Below are 16,844 nucleotides of genomic sequence, written 5' to 3'. Positions count from 1 at the left end.
GTTATTCCTAATAATTAATCGTTGGCAATGAAGTCACGGGTATCGGCGAAACGCCCGGCTAACGCTGCTGCTGCGGCCATTGCAGGACTGACCAAGTGTGTACGAGCACCTCGGCCTTGGCGACCCTCAAAGTTACGGTTGCTGGTAGAGGCACAGCGATCACCTTGGCTTAGAATGTCATCATTCATGCCTAGGCACATTGAACAACCAGGTAAGCGCCACTCAAAGCCTGCATCGAGGAAGATTTTATCGAGTTGCTCGGCTTCTGCTTGTGCTTTAACTGCCACAGAACCTGGTACCACAATAGCGGTGACGTTCTCTGCGACTTTGCCTTGCTTAGCAATCGCGGCAGCCGCACGCATATCTTCAATACGGCCATTGGTACATGAGCCGATAAATACGTGATTTACGGTTAGATCTGCTAATTTTTGACCTGCTTGTATATCCATGTATTTCAACGCTTTAACGGCTGAGTCACGGTCGATAGGATCACTAAAGTCCTCTGGCGCAGGAATAGGCTGATTGACCCCAATCACTTGGCCTGGGTTGGTGCCCCAAGTCACTTGTGGTGCGATGTCTGTGGCGGCAAGTTCTACCACAATATCAAATTTAGCATCTGTATCTGATTTAAGGGTCTTCCAGTAGGCTACAGCGGCATCCCAGTCTGCGCCTTTTGGCGCGTATTCACGACCTGCAAGGTAGTCAAATGTGGTTTGGTCAGGGGCAATTAAGCCAGCCTTTGCACCGGCTTCAATGCTCATGTTACATACCGTCATGCGCTCTTCCATGCTCAAACCTTCAATGGTGTCACCGCAATATTCGATAACGCATCCTGTGGCTCCGGCATGACCAATTTTACCAATAATGGCTAAGATGATGTCTTTTGCCGTTACCCCAAGTGGGCGAGCGCCATTGACCTTAACTTGCATGCACTTACCTTTACTCTGCTTAAGAGTTTGGGTCGCGAATACGTGCTCAACTTGAGACGTTCCAATACCAAAGGCAAGTGCGCCGAAAGCACCGTGAGTGGCTGTGTGTGAATCGCCACAAACCACAGTCATTCCTGGTTTGATTAGGCCAAGTTCAGGGCCCATTACGTGTACAATACCTTGCTTTTGATGACCCACAGGGAACAACTGAATGCCGTTAGCTTCGCAATTGTCTGCTAGGGTTTGAAGCTGTAGTTTGTTCGCTGGGCCGCACGCATCAATGGCGAGAGAGCGCGTTGATATGCTGTGATCCATGGTGGCGAAGGTCAGATCAGGACGACGGACTTTACGTCCTTTTTGCGCCAAGCCATCGAACGCTTGCGGGGAGGTCACTTCATGGATTAAATGACGATCGATATACAATAATGCATCGTCGCCGATTTCATCGACAATATGGGCCTGAAATATTTTGTCGTATAAGGTGGTACTCATCTGGTCTTTCCTTTATGCGTTTGCGCTGGCGATAATATTCGCTATATAGTCGCCTACTTCACTGGTCGATTTGGCTTGGTCGTGGTTTTCTGGGCTCAGTAGCTCACCGGTTAATACGCCATCTGCCAGCGTTTTCAACACGGCGGCATCAATTGCATCTGCAGCGTCATTTAGATTTAAGCTGAATCGCAGTAGCATAGATGCTGATAAAATTTGCGCAATGGGGTTAGCAATGCCTTTGCCTGCGATGTCTGGTGCTGAGCCGCCTGCAGGCTCATATAAACCAAAGTTTTCGCTGTTTATGCTAGCTGATGGCAATAAACCCATTGAGCCTGTAATCATGGCGCACTCATCTGAGATAATGTCCCCGAACAAGTTTGAACATAGCATCACATCAAAATCGCCTGGGTAACGTAATAATTGCATGGTCGCGTTGTCAATGTAGATGTGCTCTAGCGTCACGTCTGGGTAGTCTTTAGCGACTTCTTCGGTGACTTCACGCCATAAACGACTGCACACTAATACGTTAGCTTTATCAACCGATGTGACTTTTTTGCCACGTTTTTGTGCGGCTTCAAAGGCACTGATGGCGATACGGCGAATTTCTTTTTTGCTGTAACGCATGGTGTCATAAGCGAATTGCTCTTCGCCTTCACCTTCGATGCCTTTTGGCTGGCCAAAATAAATACCACTGGTCAATTCGCGTACAACAAGGACATCAAAACCGCTAGCGGCAATATCTGCACGCAGAGGAGATAAAGACTCAAGACCCGGATAGATTTTCGCTGGGCGCAAGTTACTGAACAAATCAAAGTGACCGCGCAATGCCAATAGAGCTGCTCGTTCAGGGCGCTCCTCCAACGGTAGGCTGTCCCATTTTGGGCCGCCAATGGAGCCAAACAAAATGGCTTGAGCATCTTCACAGCCTTTCAGCGTTGCCTCAGGTAGGGCTTTACCGTGATTGTCGATGGCGATTCCGCCAACATCAAATTCATTCAGCGTAAACGTCAGATTAAATTTTTGCTCTACAACTGATAATACTTTCTTCGCTTCTTGCATGACCTCTGGGCCAATGCCATCTCCCGCTAATACGGCAATGTTATAATTCGACATGTGCTACTTAAACTCCGGCAGTTTGTGTTTGTTGCTTTTTTTGGTGATCAATTTGATCGGCTAAATGAGTGTTATTCAGTACGTGGATCAGGGCTTTGACGCCTGATTCAACGATATCTGTGGCTAGACCAATACCGTTAAAACGACGACCATTATATTCAACAATAACGCTAACTTGGGCGAGGGCATCAGCGCCTTCTCCTTTTGAATCAAGCTTGAAGTCGACTATTTCAAGTTGTTCATGGCCTAGTACTTTAATGATTGCTTTGTAGGCGGCATCTACTGGGCCGTTGCCGGTACAAGACTCGATGATTTCCTCTTCACCTACTTGTAACTTCACCGTCGCGCTCGGGATGATCTCTTTGCCCGAACTGGCTTGTAAATAAAGTAGCTTGTAGTGTTCGTCAGCAGGTTTTTGTTTATCGAAAAACAGCAAGGCTTCAAGGTCGTAATCGAACACTTGGCCTTTTTTATCCGCTAATTTTACAAATGAGGCATACAAAGTATCTAGGTCATAATCTTCGGCTTTATAGCCAAGCTCCTCAAGACGGTGCTTGATAACGTGACGACCCGAACGAGAGGTTAGGTTTAAGTTGTTTTTATTTATCCCGACACTTTCAGGGGTCATTATCTCATAAGTGTTTTGCGCTTTTAAGACGCCATCTTGGTGAATCCCCGAAGAATGACTAAAGGCATTGGCACCGACAATCGCTTTATTTGATTGTACCGGCATATTACATAGTTGGCTGACTAGTTTTGAGGTGCGAGATATCTCCTGACTACGAATGTTGGTGTTCAGACCTAACATGGCTTGACGGGTTTGCAAAATCATGGCGATTTCTTCTAGCGAGCAATTACCCGCACGCTCACCAATACCGTTAATAGTGCATTCGATTTGACGAGCGCCGTACTCAACTGCGACTAACGAGTTGGCAACCGCCAGTCCTAAATCGTTGTGACAATGCACAGAAATAGTCGCTTTATCGATATTGGGCACGCGATTAAATAAGTTTTGAATAATACCGCCAAACTCCGTGGGGGTGGTGTAGCCAACGGTGTCAGGAATGTTAACCGTCGTCGCGCCAGCGTTAATCGCTGACTCAACCATGCGGCATAAGTAATCAATCGGGGTTCGGCCCGCATCCTCACAAGAAAACTCAATGTCGTCAGTATAACGCCCTGCATGCTTAATGGCGTTAACGGCCATCTCGACGACTTCGTCTTGAGATTTACGCAATTTATTAGCGACATGAATATCTGAGGTGGCGATGAAGGTGTGTATTCTAAAATTGTCGGCAACACTTAATGCTTCGCCGCAGGCATCTATGTCTTTTTCTAAGGCGCGAGATAAGCCGCAGACTGTGGCATTTTTTACTTCTTGTGCGATGCTGCGAACTGAGCGAAAGTCGCCAGGGGAGGAAACCGGAAAGCCCGCCTCAATGATGTCCACACCAAGTCGTTCCAGCGCTAAGGCAATTTGTAGTTTTTCTTTCATACTCAAACTGGCTGCTAGCGCTTGTTCGCCATCACGTAATGTGGTGTCGAATATTTTGACTTGGTTGGACATGTGTTTTCCTCTTTGAATGATCAGCGCTTGTTTAGGCACTTAAACGAAAAAACCCGTGCTGCTAAGCACGGGTTTTTAGTTATTGTTTGCGTTTCGCTTACAACCTACCCGTGCAGTCTTGCTGCCAGCAGAAGTAGAGTTGATAGTAGTAATGATGTCATTATTATAAGCTCGAAACGTCAGTGCGGTATTTGTAACTCTTTGCGGCTTATGCGTCAACCTTAGTTAACAAATTGGCATAGAACAAAATTGCATATAAGTTTGATTTCTATAGGAATACAAGCTAATCCGACCAGATTATTAAAGGGACTTTGCCCCATGGCTTTTTTCAGCGGAAGTTTTTCCAGTTGATACTGCCAGATAAAAGTAACTCGCGCAGTGTTAGGGTGCGAGGTTGGCTGCGACCTTTGTGATTCCATGTGTGGCCACAGCAAGCGGCGCTAAATACGGCTTTACTGGGGCGCAATAGAAGCTGTTGACTGTTTGCAGTGTTCGGTGAATTTGTAGGGCTTTGAGACGCCGCAACGCTAGCTTGGTCTGTGTTTACGCGCGTTCCATCCATATTGAACCAACCACATTTATTACTATGTAAACGCTGGTTGTCGGTATCAATTTGATCAATGGAATCAAGCTCTAGGTGATCGCCATTCAAATCGCTTATATAAATAGCGACAGGCAGGCCAGAGCGGGCATATTGAGTAAACCACGATTCAGTTTTGCTAACGTCATGTTTTTTAGCAATGCAATTTGCGCTTTGTTTGGCTTGCCAACTGGCATTGTGTACATCCACTAATAGCGGGCCGTTATGGTGAATAAAGTGATAGGCGGCGCGTTTAATATGATGGCGTAAACCACCAAGCTTGCGCTGTAGTAAACTGATGTTAGTAAAAGGGTGTTGCGCTAAGGTCATTAGCTCACGCTCATAAAGCGCATTGCAAATTTCAGCAAAATGAGTCTGCTGATGTGAGTCAGTGAATATATTTACTTGGGGCTGCGCGGGAGGCGTGACCATAATAAATGAGGGGCAGCATGTGCTGCCCACTTACATCTAAAAGCCCTAATAAACACTAGGGCGCTTCAGATATAGGTCTTATTGACCCTTTATTTCTTTACGTCCACCGTATGTTGCAGCGTCACCTAGTGCTTCTTCAATACGCAATAGTTGATTGTACTTAGCAACACGGTCAGAACGACACAATGAACCTGTTTTGATTTGACCCGCCGCAGTACCCACCGCTAGGTCAGCGATAGTGGCATCTTCAGTTTCGCCACTACGGTGAGAAATAACCGCTGTGAAGCCTGCATCTTGCGCCATACGAATCGCTTCAAGTGTTTCCGTTAATGAACCGATTTGGTTGAACTTGATTAGAATCGAGTTCGCTACACCGTTATCGATACCGCGCTTAAGGATTTTGGTGTTAGTTACAAACAAGTCATCGCCAACAAGTTGTACTTTGTCGCCGATTTTCTTGGTCAAACTTGCCCAACCGTCCCAATCGCTTTCGTCAAGACCATCTTCGATTGAAATGATAGGGTATTTAGCTGCAAGGTCAGCTAAGTAGTCACCGAAGGTTTCTGAGTCAAACACTTTACCTTCGCCTTTAAGATCATATTTGCCATCTACATAAAACTCAGACGATGCACAATCTAGGGCAAGGGTTACGTCTTTATTCATTTCGTAGCCGGCATTTTCAACCGCTTGAATAATGACTTTCAGAGCTTCTTCGTTAGACGCTAGGTTAGGGGCAAAACCACCTTCATCGCCTACTGCGGTGCTTAAGCCTTTAGCAGATAATACTTTTTTCAAGCTATGAAATATTTCAGCACCCATACGCAATGCTTCACGGAAGTTAGGCGCGCCTACTGGCTGAACCATAAATTCTTGAATATCGACGTTGTTATCAGCATGCTCACCACCGTTGATGATGTTCATCATAGGGACTGGCATTGAATATTTGCCAGCTGTGCCGTTAAGCTCAGATATGTGCTGATACAAAGGAATTTGTTTATCAAGCGCAGCTGCTTTAGCCACAGCAAGTGATACTGCTAGGATCGCGTTGGCACCAAATTTTTCTTTGTTTTCAGTACCGTCTAAGTCGATCATGATTTGGTCGACTTTCTTCTGATCGAATGCACTGTTGCCTAACAAGGCTGGGGCGATATCTTCGTTGATCGCGGCGACTGCTTTTAGTACGCCTTTGCCTAAATAACGGCTTTTATCACCATCGCGTAATTCTAACGCTTCACGAGAGCCGGTAGATGCGCCAGATGGTGCAGTAGCTCTGCCCATTACGCCTGACTCTAAATATACATCTGCCTCTACAGTGGGATTGCCACGAGAGTCCATGATTTCACGACCAATGATTTTACTGATATTTGACATAGTTGTTGCCTTGTTTATAAAAATTTATCGTTTATCTGCGAGCAGATATTCTGAGTTTTCAATCGTTACTCTGCCTAGTTTTTACGCGGGGCACACGAGGCCCCAGTGTTAACTGGCTCTAATTATTATTTTTATAATATTCGCCCGCAGCTTTAACAAACCCTTCAAACAAAGGGTGACCGTCACGGGGTGTAGAGTTAAATTCAGGGTGGAACTGACCTGCTACGAACCAAGGATGATCGCCTAATTCAATTACTTCTACTAGACGTTTATCAGTAGACAGACCAGTTACTTTTAATCCTGATGCTTCTAATTTATCACGTAAATTGTTGTTTACTTCATAGCGGTGACGGTGGCGTTCGTATATTTCTGCTGAACCATACAAATCGTGCACTTTACTACCAGGAATGAGGTGGCAAAGTTGGCTACCTAAACGCATTGTGCCGCCTAAATCTGACGCCTCAGAGCGTTGTGCCGTGCTGCCATCTGCGTCTAACCATTCTGTTATCAAACCGACAACAGGATACGGTGTTTGTGGATCGAATTCAGAACTATTGGCGCTTTCCATGCCTGCAACATTTCGGGCGAATTCAATAATCGCCACTTGCATACCCAAACAGATCCCCAAATAAGGCACTTTTTGTTCACGAGCGTACTTGGCCGCAGCAATTTTACCTTCAATGCCGCGCTCTCCGAAACCACCTGGCACTAGGATAGCGTCAAGCCCACGAAGGATTTGCTCGCCTTTGCTTTCGATGTCTTGTGAATCGACATAGCGAATATTGACCGTTAAGCGATTTTTTAAGCCCGCGTGTTTTAAGGCTTCGTTGACTGATTTATACGCATCGGGTAACTCAACGTATTTGCCTACCATACCGATAGTGACTTCGCCGACAGGGTTCGATTCAGCGTATAGCACTTGTTCCCACTCGGTTAAATCCGCTTCTGGGCACTCTAAGCCGAAGCGCTGCACGACGAGTTCATCCATACCTTGTGCTTTTAATGCGGCAGGAATTTTATAAATACTGTTGGCATCTTTTAACGAGATAACGGCTTTATCTGCTACGTTAGTGAATAGGGCAATCTTAGAGCGCTCGTTAGACGGTAGCGCGTTTTCTGAGCGGCAAACCAAAATATCAGGCTGAATACCAATAGAGCGCAACTCTTTAACGGAGTGTTGAGTTGGTTTGGTTTTTACTTCGCCAGATACCGCTATATACGGAACCAATGTTAAATGCATGTACATGGCGTGGTCACGGCCAACTTCAGTACCCAGCTGGCGTATCGCTTCTAGGAACGGTTGCGACTCGATATCACCCACTGTACCGCCAATTTCAACGATGGCTACATCTACGCCTTCAGCGCCAGCAATAATGCGACGTTTTATTTCGTTAGTAATGTGTGGGATCACCTGAATGGTGGCGCCTAAGTAATCACCGCGACGTTCGCGTTTGATGACTTCTTCGTAAACGCGGCCAGTGGTGAAGTTATTCCGCTTAGTCATACGGGTACGAATAAAGCGCTCGTAGTGACCTAAGTCTAAGTCTGTTTCAGCGCCGTCGTCGGTGACAAACACTTCACCGTGCTGAATAGGACTCATGGTGCCAGGGTCGACGTTAATGTATGGGTCGAGCTTGAGCATGGTCACATTAAGACCACGTGCTTCAAGAATGGCAGCGAGCGATGCAGCAGCAATGCCTTTACCAAGTGATGATACGACACCACCTGTGACGAAAATATAGTTTGTCATGAGTACCCTAAGGCGTTGGAGTTGAATGAGATTTTTTAATACTGGAGTAGTCTAGCTGCCTTTAAATAGGCGTGACATTATTCAGTACCGGACGGCGCAATAGTATACTCAAACGCAGCCCTACAGACAATTGAAAACCGCTCCAGCTTTGCAAAAAATATACGGAAAATGAGATTTTATTGGTTTACACTACTGAGCAAATAGTAAAAGGATCCGCTTTATGGATAAATTGCGTCCCATTTTGGTTGTTGATGACGTTGAAGCCATCTGCACCTTTATATGCACTGTGTTACAAGGGAATGGATATGTGCATGTTGATACCGCTCACGATTCAGCAGAAGTCATGTCTAGAGTTTGTCGTAAAGATTACCAATTGATTCTGATGGATATCAAATTACCTAAAGTGGATGGCTTGGAATTACTAAGCATTCTTCACGATGAAATCCCTGACGCAAAAATAGTCATGTGCTCCGCTGATACGTCAGAAGAAACCGTTAATCTGGCATACGAAATTGGTGCAGTGGGTTTTTTGGAAAAACCTGTTACTCCCATGAGCTTATTGAGTTTAATGGAGCGGCTCTAGGGCGTGTTAAACATTGCTGTACGAATTTCGGTCTAAATGGAAGCGTTTTAATCGCAAAACAGTCCTGCGGGCCTAGCGGGTTAAGTTAATGGACTGTCACAACGAGTAAAAGACTTCCAAGAACCCTTCGGGTAGCGCCTATGTGCTGTTTATACCGCGTTGAATGCTTTTGATTTAGCGCACTAGACCTTCAACCATTCGCCTTGCCTAAACAACACACAGACCGCTACAAAAATGAACTGCAAAGTTCAGCACGTCTGAGGGGGGGGGGGGGAATAGTCATTTCCCCTCTAAAAGATATTTATTTATCGAACCAATTTTTTTAGTTGGTACAAGTAATCAAGGGCCTGCTTAGGCGTTAAATCATCGGGCTCAATACTGTGCAGTAAGTCTTCGGCTTCGCTTGTCTGACTGAGCAAGTCCAGCTGCGTCTCTACTTTTTCTGTTGCATAAACTGTATTGACTGGCGACGTCTCTTGTCGACCTTGTTTGGAAATATCACCCGTTTCAAGTTCATGTAATTTGCGTTTAGCCGCTTGTACCACTAATTTCGGTACGCCTGCGAGTTGAGCTACTTGCAAACCATAGCTTTTATTGGCTGCACCATCTTGCACTGCGTGCATAAAACGAATGCTTTCACCGTGCTCAACGGCATCTAGATGCACATTGGCTAACTCTGGCAATGCATCCGCTAGCCCTGTTAACTCGAAGTAATGGGTAGCAAATAAGGTGAAAGATTGCAGCTTGGTCGCTAAATACTCAGCGCAGGCCCACGCTAAAGAAAGGCCATCATAGGTACTGGTACCTCGGCCAATTTCGTCCATTAACACCAAGCTATTCGCCGTGGCGTTGTTCAAAATGTTAGCGGTTTCGGTCATTTCTACCATGAAGGTGGAACGGCCAGAGGCTAAATCGTCGGAAGCACCAATGCGGGTAAATATGCGGTCAATCGGGCCAATCTGAGCATCTTGCGCAGGTATATAGCTGCCGATATAAGCCATCAACACGATGAGGGCGGTTTGACGCATGTACGTTGATTTACCGCCCATGTTCGGGCCGGTGATCACCAACATTCTGCGATTTGGGTTAACGTTAATTGGGTTGGCGATAAAGGGCGCATCTGATACCTGCTCTACAACAGGGTGGCGACCTTGACTAAAGTGAATGCCGCTTTGAGGGCATAATTCTGGGCGGTGATAATCAAGGCTTTCAGCGCGCTCGGCTAAATTAGTGAGTACATCTAATTCTGCTAGTGCATCAGCACTTTGCATTAGTTGTGTTAATTGCGGTAAGAGTAAATCGAAAAGCTCATCGTATAAGCGCTTTTCAAGGGCTAATGAGCGACTTTGGCTGCTAAGCACATTGTCTTCGTGCTCTTTGAGTTCTGGGATGATGTAACGTTCGTTATTTTTCAGCGTTTGGCGACGAACATACTCTACAGGCACGAGGTCAGATTGACTGCGGCTGACTTCAATAAAGTAACCATGCACTCGGTTGTAGCCCACTTTGAGGCTTGCGATGCCAGTACGCTCTTTTTCGCGTAGCTCTAATTCTTCTAAATAGTCGGTCGCCCCTTTTGACAGCGCACGTAGGCGATCAAGCTCCTCGTTGTATCCTTCTTTTATGACTCCTCCATCGCGGATTAATACTGGGGGGGCTTCAATGACTGCGCGTTCTAATAAGTCTGCGAAGTCAGGGTATTGACTGATTTTTTCTGCCAAGTGAAGTAAATCGCTTGGCTGAGCGCTTTCGCTAGTGTGACTAATTTCGTGCTCAAGATAATGTTGAATATCTGGCAATAGTGCAAAGGCTTGACGCAGGCGGGCAAAATCCCGCGGACGAGCACTGCGCAGTGCAAGCCTTGCTAACACGCGCTGCATGTCACCTATTTTTTTCAGGGCACTTTGTAACTGGGTATAGGGTGACTCCATCAACCCTTGAATATTTCGTTGACGTTTTTTAAGCACGGTGACATCCGTTAACGGACGGTGGATCCATCGTTGCAACAAACGGCTGCCCATAGGTGTTGAAGTTTTATCAAGAATACTCGCGAGCGTGTTTTCAATACCACCAGATAAATTAAACGTTAGCTCTAAGTTACGCCGTGTGGCGGCGTCCATCACGACTGTGTCGTTGTGGGACTCAAGCACGATTCGGTCAATGTGGGGCAGGGCTGAGCGCTGGGTGTCTTTGATATATTGCATCACGCAACCTGCAGCACAAATACCGACGTGGTGGTTTTGCACGCCAAAACCAGATAGCTCATTGGTACCAAACTGGCTAGTAAGCTGGGTAGTGGCGGTTTGTAAATCGAACTCCCACTGCGGGCGACGACGTAAACCCTTTCGCTGATTGATAAGATGACTGTAGGCAAAATCGTCAGGGTATAAAAGCTCGACAGGATTCGTGCGTTGTAACTCGGCAGCGAGAGCTTCCTCACCACTGAGCTCACATAGCGTAAAGCGACCGCTGGTTACATCTAAGGTGGCATACCCGAATATCAATTCTTGATTTGCTTTTTGCGTGGGGCAAAAAACCGCGGCTAATATACTGTCTTGTTTATCATTAAGGAGTGCCTCGTCTGATACTGTACCTGGGGTAACAATACGTTGCACTTTTCGCTCAACAGGCCCTTTGCTGGTTGCGGGGTCACCCACCTGTTCGACGATAGCGACTGACTGGCCCATTTTCACTAGTCGAGCCAAATAATTTTCTACCGCATGATAAGGAACGCCTGCCATAGGGATGGCATTGCCGCCTGATTTTCCCCTGGCGGTTAGGGAGATATCGAGTAGTTCGGCGGCTTTTTTAGCATCGTCAAAGAACAATTCATAAAAATCTCCCATGCGATAAAACAATAGAATATCAGGATGTTCAGCTTTAATTTTCAAATACTGCTGCATCATAGGCGTATGCTGCTGCAAAGATGAGGGATTAGCGTTTGTTGACGCTGCTGATGAATTTGTTTTTGGCATTCGCTACGGCACTCTTATCGGGATCGCGATGTAATTTTAACGCTTTGTTTAGTGATCATTGTTTGGCATGCTTATAGTATTCGCTGAATATTTTTCAGCGCGTCAAATAACCCTGTATGGATGTAAATTATGACAAACAATTCAATTCAATTGGCACAACAACTTGGTGAACATCTGCAGCGACTAGGCTGGAGTGTTACCTGTGCTGAGTCATGCACTGGAGGGGGCATAGGATACGCCATCACAAGTACATCTGGAAGCTCAAGCTGGTTTAAAAGTGGTTATATCACTTATTCAAACGAAGCAAAGCAAGTTATGTTGGGCGTGAGCGAGCAAACCTTAAACGAGCATGGCGCTGTGTCTCAAGCGGTGGTGCAACAGATGGCGACGGGAGCGACTAAAGCGGCTGGAGCAAATGTAGCCGTATCGGTCAGTGGAATTGCCGGGCCTGATGGCGGAAGCGACGAGAAACCTGTTGGTACCGTTTGGTTCGGTTTTTCGGTAAATGGGGAGGTAACAACGTCTTGCCAGTGTTTTACGGGGGATCGGCATCAGGTGCGGGCCCGAGCTATTGAGTATGCATTGAATCAGTTAGTCATACATTGTAAAGCAGAGTCATTATCTTCGGGCGGGAAACGGTAAATTACACCCACAGTGGCAAAGGAAACGAGGATTTAACCTTTAGCTATTATATTCGATAAAAAGGCGCTCTTTAAGCGTTAGCAATATTCACATAAGGAGTTAATTTTGATCGCAACAGGCACTTTTGAGGTGGACTTAACACCACAAGAAGACGAAGCAGCGCCCGCTGGACGTATGGTAATTAATAAAACCTACCAAGGGGGCTTGGCAGGCAAAGGGCTAGGGCAAATGATCAGTAAGCGCACAGATAATGGTGTTGCAGTATATTTTGCAATTGAAGAGTTTGAAGGAACGCTCAAGGGCAGGGCTGGGACGTTTTCTTTATTGCATAATGGTAACATGTCACCTGAAACACAATCTCTGAATATTTCAGTGTTGGAAGGTTCGGCCAGCGGCGATTTGGCTGGGTTAAAGGGCGCGATGCGGATCATCCAGCAAGACGGAAAACATAGTTACGAATTAGATTTTGAACTGTAGCTCGTTTCCTTTATTTAAATTTATTCAAAAATAATTGATGAGAAGCTAATGAAGCAAGTATTAGGTAGCTGTTTGTGCAATCGCGTCACGTTTACATGCGAGAATGATTTTAGTCAATTCCATTTATGCCATTGTACGCAATGTCAAAAGGCAACTGGCTCGGCATATGCGGCCAACCTGTTTACAGACATTGACAATATTAAATGGCTCACTGGAGAGGCCCTCATCACGCGCTTTAACGTTGCTGGACGTAGCATTTCCAATGCCTTTTGTGGTGAATGTGGTAGCGCTGTACCTTATAAGTCTTTGTCTGGTAAAGCGTTGGTTGTGCCTGCTGGCAGCTTAGATTGTGAACCTAATATTCAACCTCAGAGTCAGATTTTTTATGCTGAACGAGCTCCATGGTTTGACTCAGTTACAGTATGCAAGAAGTTCGATTCGATGCCTAAGTAGCCGATTGTGCGGGCATTAATTAGCGCGTGAGAATTAGAGGTAGCTCAACCTTAGACAGCATTGCAATAAAGGAACTTGAACACTAAAATTCAACGACTCTGCGATTACGACCCTGATGCTGTCTCACAATGCTCGCAGCTTCTGTGCCTTGATAAGCTGTTTCTCTATAAGCCGTACCTTTATATAAAGGTAAACTCATCCTTTGTTAATATTTTCATAAAGTGACTTGTAACTGTATGGTTGTACAGTATACTACGCCCATATAATTTCAATTATCTGTGTCGATTTAGACTTTAACCAAGTGTAAGTGCACGGGCTGAACCATAGGACATACTGATGGACGATAACAAAACTCGCGCGCTAACCGCCGCTCTTGGTCAAATCGAAAAGCAATTCGGTAAAGGCGCAATCATGCGCTTGGGTGACAACCAAGCAATGGATATTGAAGCGATTTCTACTGGGTCTCTGACTATAGATATCGCTTTAGGCATAGGCGGCTTACCGTGTGGACGTGTGGTTGAAATATACGGACCTGAATCATCAGGTAAGACCACGCTTACATTACAAGCTATTGCTGAAGCGCAAAAAATGGGCAAAACTTGCGCGTTTGTTGATGCTGAGCATGCGCTTGATCCAATTTATGCTGGTAAGTTGGGTGTTAACATCGATGATTTGTTAGTGTCACAGCCGGACACTGGTGAACAAGCGTTAGAGATTTGTGACATGTTAGTTCGCTCAGGCGCAGTTGATGTGGTTGTAGTCGATTCTGTAGCGGCATTGACACCAAAAGCGGAAATCGAAGGCGACATGGGTGATTCACACGTTGGCTTGCAAGCCCGTTTGATGTCACAAGCCTTGCGTAAGCTAACGGGTAACATTAAGCGTTCGAACACCTTAGTAATATTTATTAACCAGATTCGTATGAAAATTGGTGTGATGTTTGGTTCACCAGAGACGACAACTGGTGGTAACGCACTTAAGTTCTACGCTTCAGTACGTTTAGATATTCGCCGTATCGGTGCGATTAAAGACGGTGATGAAGTAGTCGGTAATGAAACTCGGGTGAAAGTGGTTAAAAACAAAGTGGCTCCGCCATTTAAACAAGCTGAGTTCCAGATCATGTACGGTCAAGGGATCTGTAAAGAAGCCGAATTGATCGATTTAGGTGTTAAGCAGAAGCTTGTAGAGAAAGCGGGCGCTTGGTACAGCTACAATGGCGAACGCATCGGTCAGGGTAAAGCTAACGTGGTTAAATACCTTAAAGAGCATACCGAGATGTCTAACGACATTGAGCAAAAGCTGCGCGCTGAACTGCTATTAAAGAAAACCGTTAAAGCAGAAGAGCCTGCAAAAGCTGACGAAGAATAAAGCCTATTTCAGATGATTAGCTGATATTTTCTACGCTAAAATATAAACCGCCGAAAGGCGGTTTTTTGTTTTTGGTGCTAATTATTAAAGTGCTAACACTAGGAATGCTATAAGTACGTTTTACATTTATCGCTCACAACGCACTAGCAAGAAAGCTTCGTCCTAATCTCAGAGTTATATTATTCAGCTTTTTTTATCAGTACAGTGCGTTGGTTTTAGACGAAGTAGCGGCATAAGACGAAAAGTATCTACATATATGATAACTCTGCGCTATGGCTTCGCACGCTACAGCTGAACAAGTGTGTTTCACTATGCACTGCTACTCAAGGTAAGCGAACTAAGGTAGACATCAAGTGATAAGCTTTTTGAGAAGTAACTAGCAGCTAATTCCTATGTGGACTGTTCTAATCTAGATCGCATTTAGTATGCCCTTTTTATTAACCATACTTAACGAGTGTTCAAAGTGATTAAAATATGACAAATTTGCTGTCAACATAATTTACAAGATCACTTTTAACGAGTTAGCCAAATTTCATTACCTTATGATTAATATAGTTTTTTCATAATTGGCACGCTAAGTGCTTTTAATTCGCCAAGCAGGTAGTGTGATAAATCGCGAGCAGTATTATTTGCAATATTAAATTCGCTGGTACATTAATTCGTTTTTAAGGGATAAACATTATGAAAAACTTCTTCAGTTCAAAAAAATTCGTTTCAACAGCTGCGCTACTTGCAATCGTAGTCAGCTCACAAGCAAGCGCTGCAACTATTTCATTCGGTGGTCAAACCGCTACTGATGGTTCATTTCTTACAAGTAACAATGTTATAGACCCATCTCACGCTATTAACGACGGTTCAAACGGTTTCTTCGTTGAGACTTTCGATGCTGCAACTGGTGTTGATGGTGCTGCTGCAGGCTCTGTAGCGTTTAATGCTGCTGGAGCGGCAGGCACAGGTTGTGCGGTTAACAGTACTGGTAGTGGTATTCTAGTAACATCCAGTACAGATGGACTAGGTGTACGTTCAGGTAGCGTACCAAATGTTGCCGCTGCACCAGCGAATGACAGTACATGTTACGGTCATACGCCAGCTGAAGGTGGCGCTCTTCCAGCGTCAGTTGAAATAGACTACTCTGCATTCCTAGCCTCTCAAGGTGATGTCGGTATCACATATATCGGTTTCTATTGGGGTTCTATTGATGAGTACAACACATTCAGCTTCTATTCTGGTGACGATGAAGTTGTAGTAATAGATGGTGAAACTCTAACAAACGCTGCTAACGCAGGTAACCAATCGAGCCCAGTGACTAACCGTTATGTAAACATTGACTTCTCAATTGCTGATGCGTTTGACCGTGTTGTAATTTCAACTTCTGGCATCGCTGGCGAATTTGATAACATCGTTATTGGCTTGGCTAACCGCCCAGTTCCAGCTCCAGCTGGCTTAGCATTCCTAGGTTTGGGTTTACTAGGTCTTAGCTTTAGCAGAAAATTTAAAAAATAAGTATTAATTACTTAATGTAAAAAAAGCCGACATGTTCGGCTTTTTTTGTGCCTATTATAAATTGATAAGAAGTATCTTTATGATAGGCAGACTAAAAGTATTGTTACCTCTGTTTGGTAACAACAGTCATCGCTACCTTTCTAGGTTATGTGTGTTCTCCATAAAGGCTGTAGTCTGACCCAATTGAGAGAAACGGAGTGCGGTAATGCTCAATGTGTAACATGTAGAATAAACTAATGCATAAATAGATAGACGTTAAACCTGCTTAGACACCTTGTTATAGTCTTTCGCCCAGCTCTCTGGGAATTTGCCCTGCAGAACGTAGGAGAAGCTGATGAGTTCGGCAATCACGTGGTATAGCTCTTCTGGGATTTCTTGACCTAAATCTAAACTCGCTAAAAATTCACTTAAGTACGGATCTTCATGGATCAACACGCCGCTTTCTTTCGCCAGCGTTATGATTTCATCTGCTAAGTCGCCGAACCCTTTTGCAACTACCTGAGGCGCATTTTTTTTATCACCTTCATGGTGTTTCAGTGCGACAGCACTTCTGGCTTTCGAGTTGTCTTTATTTGTATTATCGGTCACGGGATACCTATTTAAATTCGA

General features: G+C 45.1%; 14 protein-coding genes. 6 read left to right on the top strand and 8 right to left on the bottom strand.

All coding sequences use genetic code 11. The features are described from left to right. Positions 1-14: 14 nt before the first annotated feature. From leuC to AC0L6N_RS14485, 6 genes are all read right to left on the bottom strand, one after another. Positions 15-1,421, bottom strand: a complete 1,407-nt coding sequence (gene leuC, locus AC0L6N_RS14510) for a 3-isopropylmalate dehydratase large subunit (protein WP_011576006.1) — start codon at positions 1,419-1,421, stop codon at positions 15-17. A gap of 12 nt (positions 1,422-1,433) precedes the next feature. After that, the gene (gene leuB, locus AC0L6N_RS14505; protein WP_011576005.1) at positions 1,434-2,534 is read right to left on the bottom strand and encodes a 3-isopropylmalate dehydrogenase; all 1,101 of its coding nucleotides are present in this window, start codon (positions 2,532-2,534) and stop codon (positions 1,434-1,436) included. Positions 2,535-2,541: 7 nt separating this feature from the next. After that, the gene (gene leuA, locus AC0L6N_RS14500) at positions 2,542-4,101 is read right to left on the bottom strand and encodes a 2-isopropylmalate synthase (protein WP_473475441.1); all 1,560 of its coding nucleotides are present in this window, start codon (positions 4,099-4,101) and stop codon (positions 2,542-2,544) included. A gap of 328 nt (positions 4,102-4,429) precedes the next feature. After that, positions 4,430-5,113, bottom strand: coding sequence for a hypothetical protein (locus AC0L6N_RS14495; RefSeq protein WP_473475439.1), 684 nt, complete (start codon positions 5,111-5,113; stop codon positions 4,430-4,432). Between the two features lie 78 nt (positions 5,114-5,191). Further along, the gene (eno, locus tag AC0L6N_RS14490) at positions 5,192-6,484 is read right to left on the bottom strand and encodes a phosphopyruvate hydratase (RefSeq protein ID WP_473475437.1); all 1,293 of its coding nucleotides are present in this window, start codon (positions 6,482-6,484) and stop codon (positions 5,192-5,194) included. Between the two features lie 118 nt (positions 6,485-6,602). Further along, positions 6,603-8,234, bottom strand: coding sequence for a CTP synthase (locus tag AC0L6N_RS14485; RefSeq protein ID WP_473475435.1), 1,632 nt, complete (start codon positions 8,232-8,234; stop codon positions 6,603-6,605). Positions 8,235-8,454: 220 nt separating this feature from the next. On the opposite strand from AC0L6N_RS14485, the gene AC0L6N_RS14480 reads away from it, so the two are divergent. After that, positions 8,455-8,817, top strand: coding sequence for a response regulator (locus AC0L6N_RS14480; RefSeq protein ID WP_011576000.1), 363 nt, complete (start codon positions 8,455-8,457; stop codon positions 8,815-8,817). Between the two features lie 305 nt (positions 8,818-9,122). On the opposite strand, the gene mutS is transcribed toward AC0L6N_RS14480, so the two are convergent. After that, positions 9,123-11,792, bottom strand: coding sequence for a DNA mismatch repair protein MutS (gene mutS, locus AC0L6N_RS14475; protein WP_473475433.1), 2,670 nt, complete (start codon positions 11,790-11,792; stop codon positions 9,123-9,125). A 129-nt stretch (positions 11,793-11,921) separates the two neighbouring features. Between mutS and pncC the strand changes: the two genes are divergently transcribed. From pncC to AC0L6N_RS14450, 5 genes are all read left to right on the top strand, one after another. Beyond that, the gene (pncC, locus tag AC0L6N_RS14470) at positions 11,922-12,434 is read left to right on the top strand and encodes a nicotinamide-nucleotide amidase (protein WP_473475431.1); all 513 of its coding nucleotides are present in this window, start codon (positions 11,922-11,924) and stop codon (positions 12,432-12,434) included. A gap of 105 nt (positions 12,435-12,539) precedes the next feature. Continuing rightward, positions 12,540-12,911, top strand: a complete 372-nt coding sequence (locus AC0L6N_RS14465) for a DUF3224 domain-containing protein (RefSeq protein ID WP_473475429.1) — start codon at positions 12,540-12,542, stop codon at positions 12,909-12,911. Between the two features lie 48 nt (positions 12,912-12,959). Beyond that, positions 12,960-13,364, top strand: coding sequence for a GFA family protein (locus AC0L6N_RS14460; protein WP_473475427.1), 405 nt, complete (start codon positions 12,960-12,962; stop codon positions 13,362-13,364). A 336-nt stretch (positions 13,365-13,700) separates the two neighbouring features. Continuing rightward, entirely contained in the window at positions 13,701-14,732 is a 1,032-nt protein-coding gene (gene recA, locus AC0L6N_RS14455; protein WP_011575995.1) for a recombinase RecA, read from the top strand. A 681-nt stretch (positions 14,733-15,413) separates the two neighbouring features. Further along, positions 15,414-16,235 (top strand): Npun_F0296 family exosortase-dependent surface protein, encoded by an 822-nt coding sequence (locus tag AC0L6N_RS14450; protein WP_473475425.1) that lies wholly within the window; start codon positions 15,414-15,416, stop codon positions 16,233-16,235. 255 nt (positions 16,236-16,490) lie between these two features. On the opposite strand, the gene AC0L6N_RS14445 is transcribed toward AC0L6N_RS14450, so the two are convergent. Further along, the gene (locus tag AC0L6N_RS14445; RefSeq protein WP_011575994.1) at positions 16,491-16,823 is read right to left on the bottom strand and encodes an EscU/YscU/HrcU family type III secretion system export apparatus switch protein; all 333 of its coding nucleotides are present in this window, start codon (positions 16,821-16,823) and stop codon (positions 16,491-16,493) included. Between the last annotated feature and the right edge of the window lie 21 nt (positions 16,824-16,844).

This window comes from Paraglaciecola sp. G1-13, from assembly GCF_055809255.1.
Note: the sequence above shows the minus strand (reverse complement) of the source record. Positions and strands in the feature narration are given on the sequence as shown.

Excerpts from the sequence above, each read along its gene's own strand:
- AC0L6N_RS14485 (WP_473475435.1), bottom strand. The coding sequence starts at position 8,234 with ATGACAAACTATATTTTCGTCACAGGTGGTGTCGTATCATCACTTGGT.
- leuC (WP_011576006.1), bottom strand. The coding sequence starts at position 1,421 with ATGAGTACCACCTTATACGACAAAATATTTCAGGCCCATATTGTCGAT.
- pncC (WP_473475431.1), top strand. The coding sequence starts at position 11,922 with ATGACAAACAATTCAATTCAATTGGCACAACAACTTGGTGAACATCTG.
- AC0L6N_RS14495 (WP_473475439.1), bottom strand. The coding sequence starts at position 5,113 with ATGGTCACGCCTCCCGCGCAGCCCCAAGTAAATATATTCACTGACTCA.
- recA (WP_011575995.1), top strand. The coding sequence starts at position 13,701 with ATGGACGATAACAAAACTCGCGCGCTAACCGCCGCTCTTGGTCAAATC.
- AC0L6N_RS14460 (WP_473475427.1), top strand. The coding sequence starts at position 12,960 with ATGAAGCAAGTATTAGGTAGCTGTTTGTGCAATCGCGTCACGTTTACA.
- mutS (WP_473475433.1), bottom strand. The coding sequence starts at position 11,792 with ATGCCAAAAACAAATTCATCAGCAGCGTCAACAAACGCTAATCCCTCA.
- leuB (WP_011576005.1), bottom strand. The coding sequence starts at position 2,534 with ATGTCGAATTATAACATTGCCGTATTAGCGGGAGATGGCATTGGCCCA.
- AC0L6N_RS14450 (WP_473475425.1), top strand. The coding sequence starts at position 15,414 with ATGAAAAACTTCTTCAGTTCAAAAAAATTCGTTTCAACAGCTGCGCTA.
- eno (WP_473475437.1), bottom strand. The coding sequence starts at position 6,484 with ATGTCAAATATCAGTAAAATCATTGGTCGTGAAATCATGGACTCTCGT.
- leuA (WP_473475441.1), bottom strand. The coding sequence starts at position 4,101 with ATGTCCAACCAAGTCAAAATATTCGACACCACATTACGTGATGGCGAA.
- AC0L6N_RS14480 (WP_011576000.1), top strand. The coding sequence starts at position 8,455 with ATGGATAAATTGCGTCCCATTTTGGTTGTTGATGACGTTGAAGCCATC.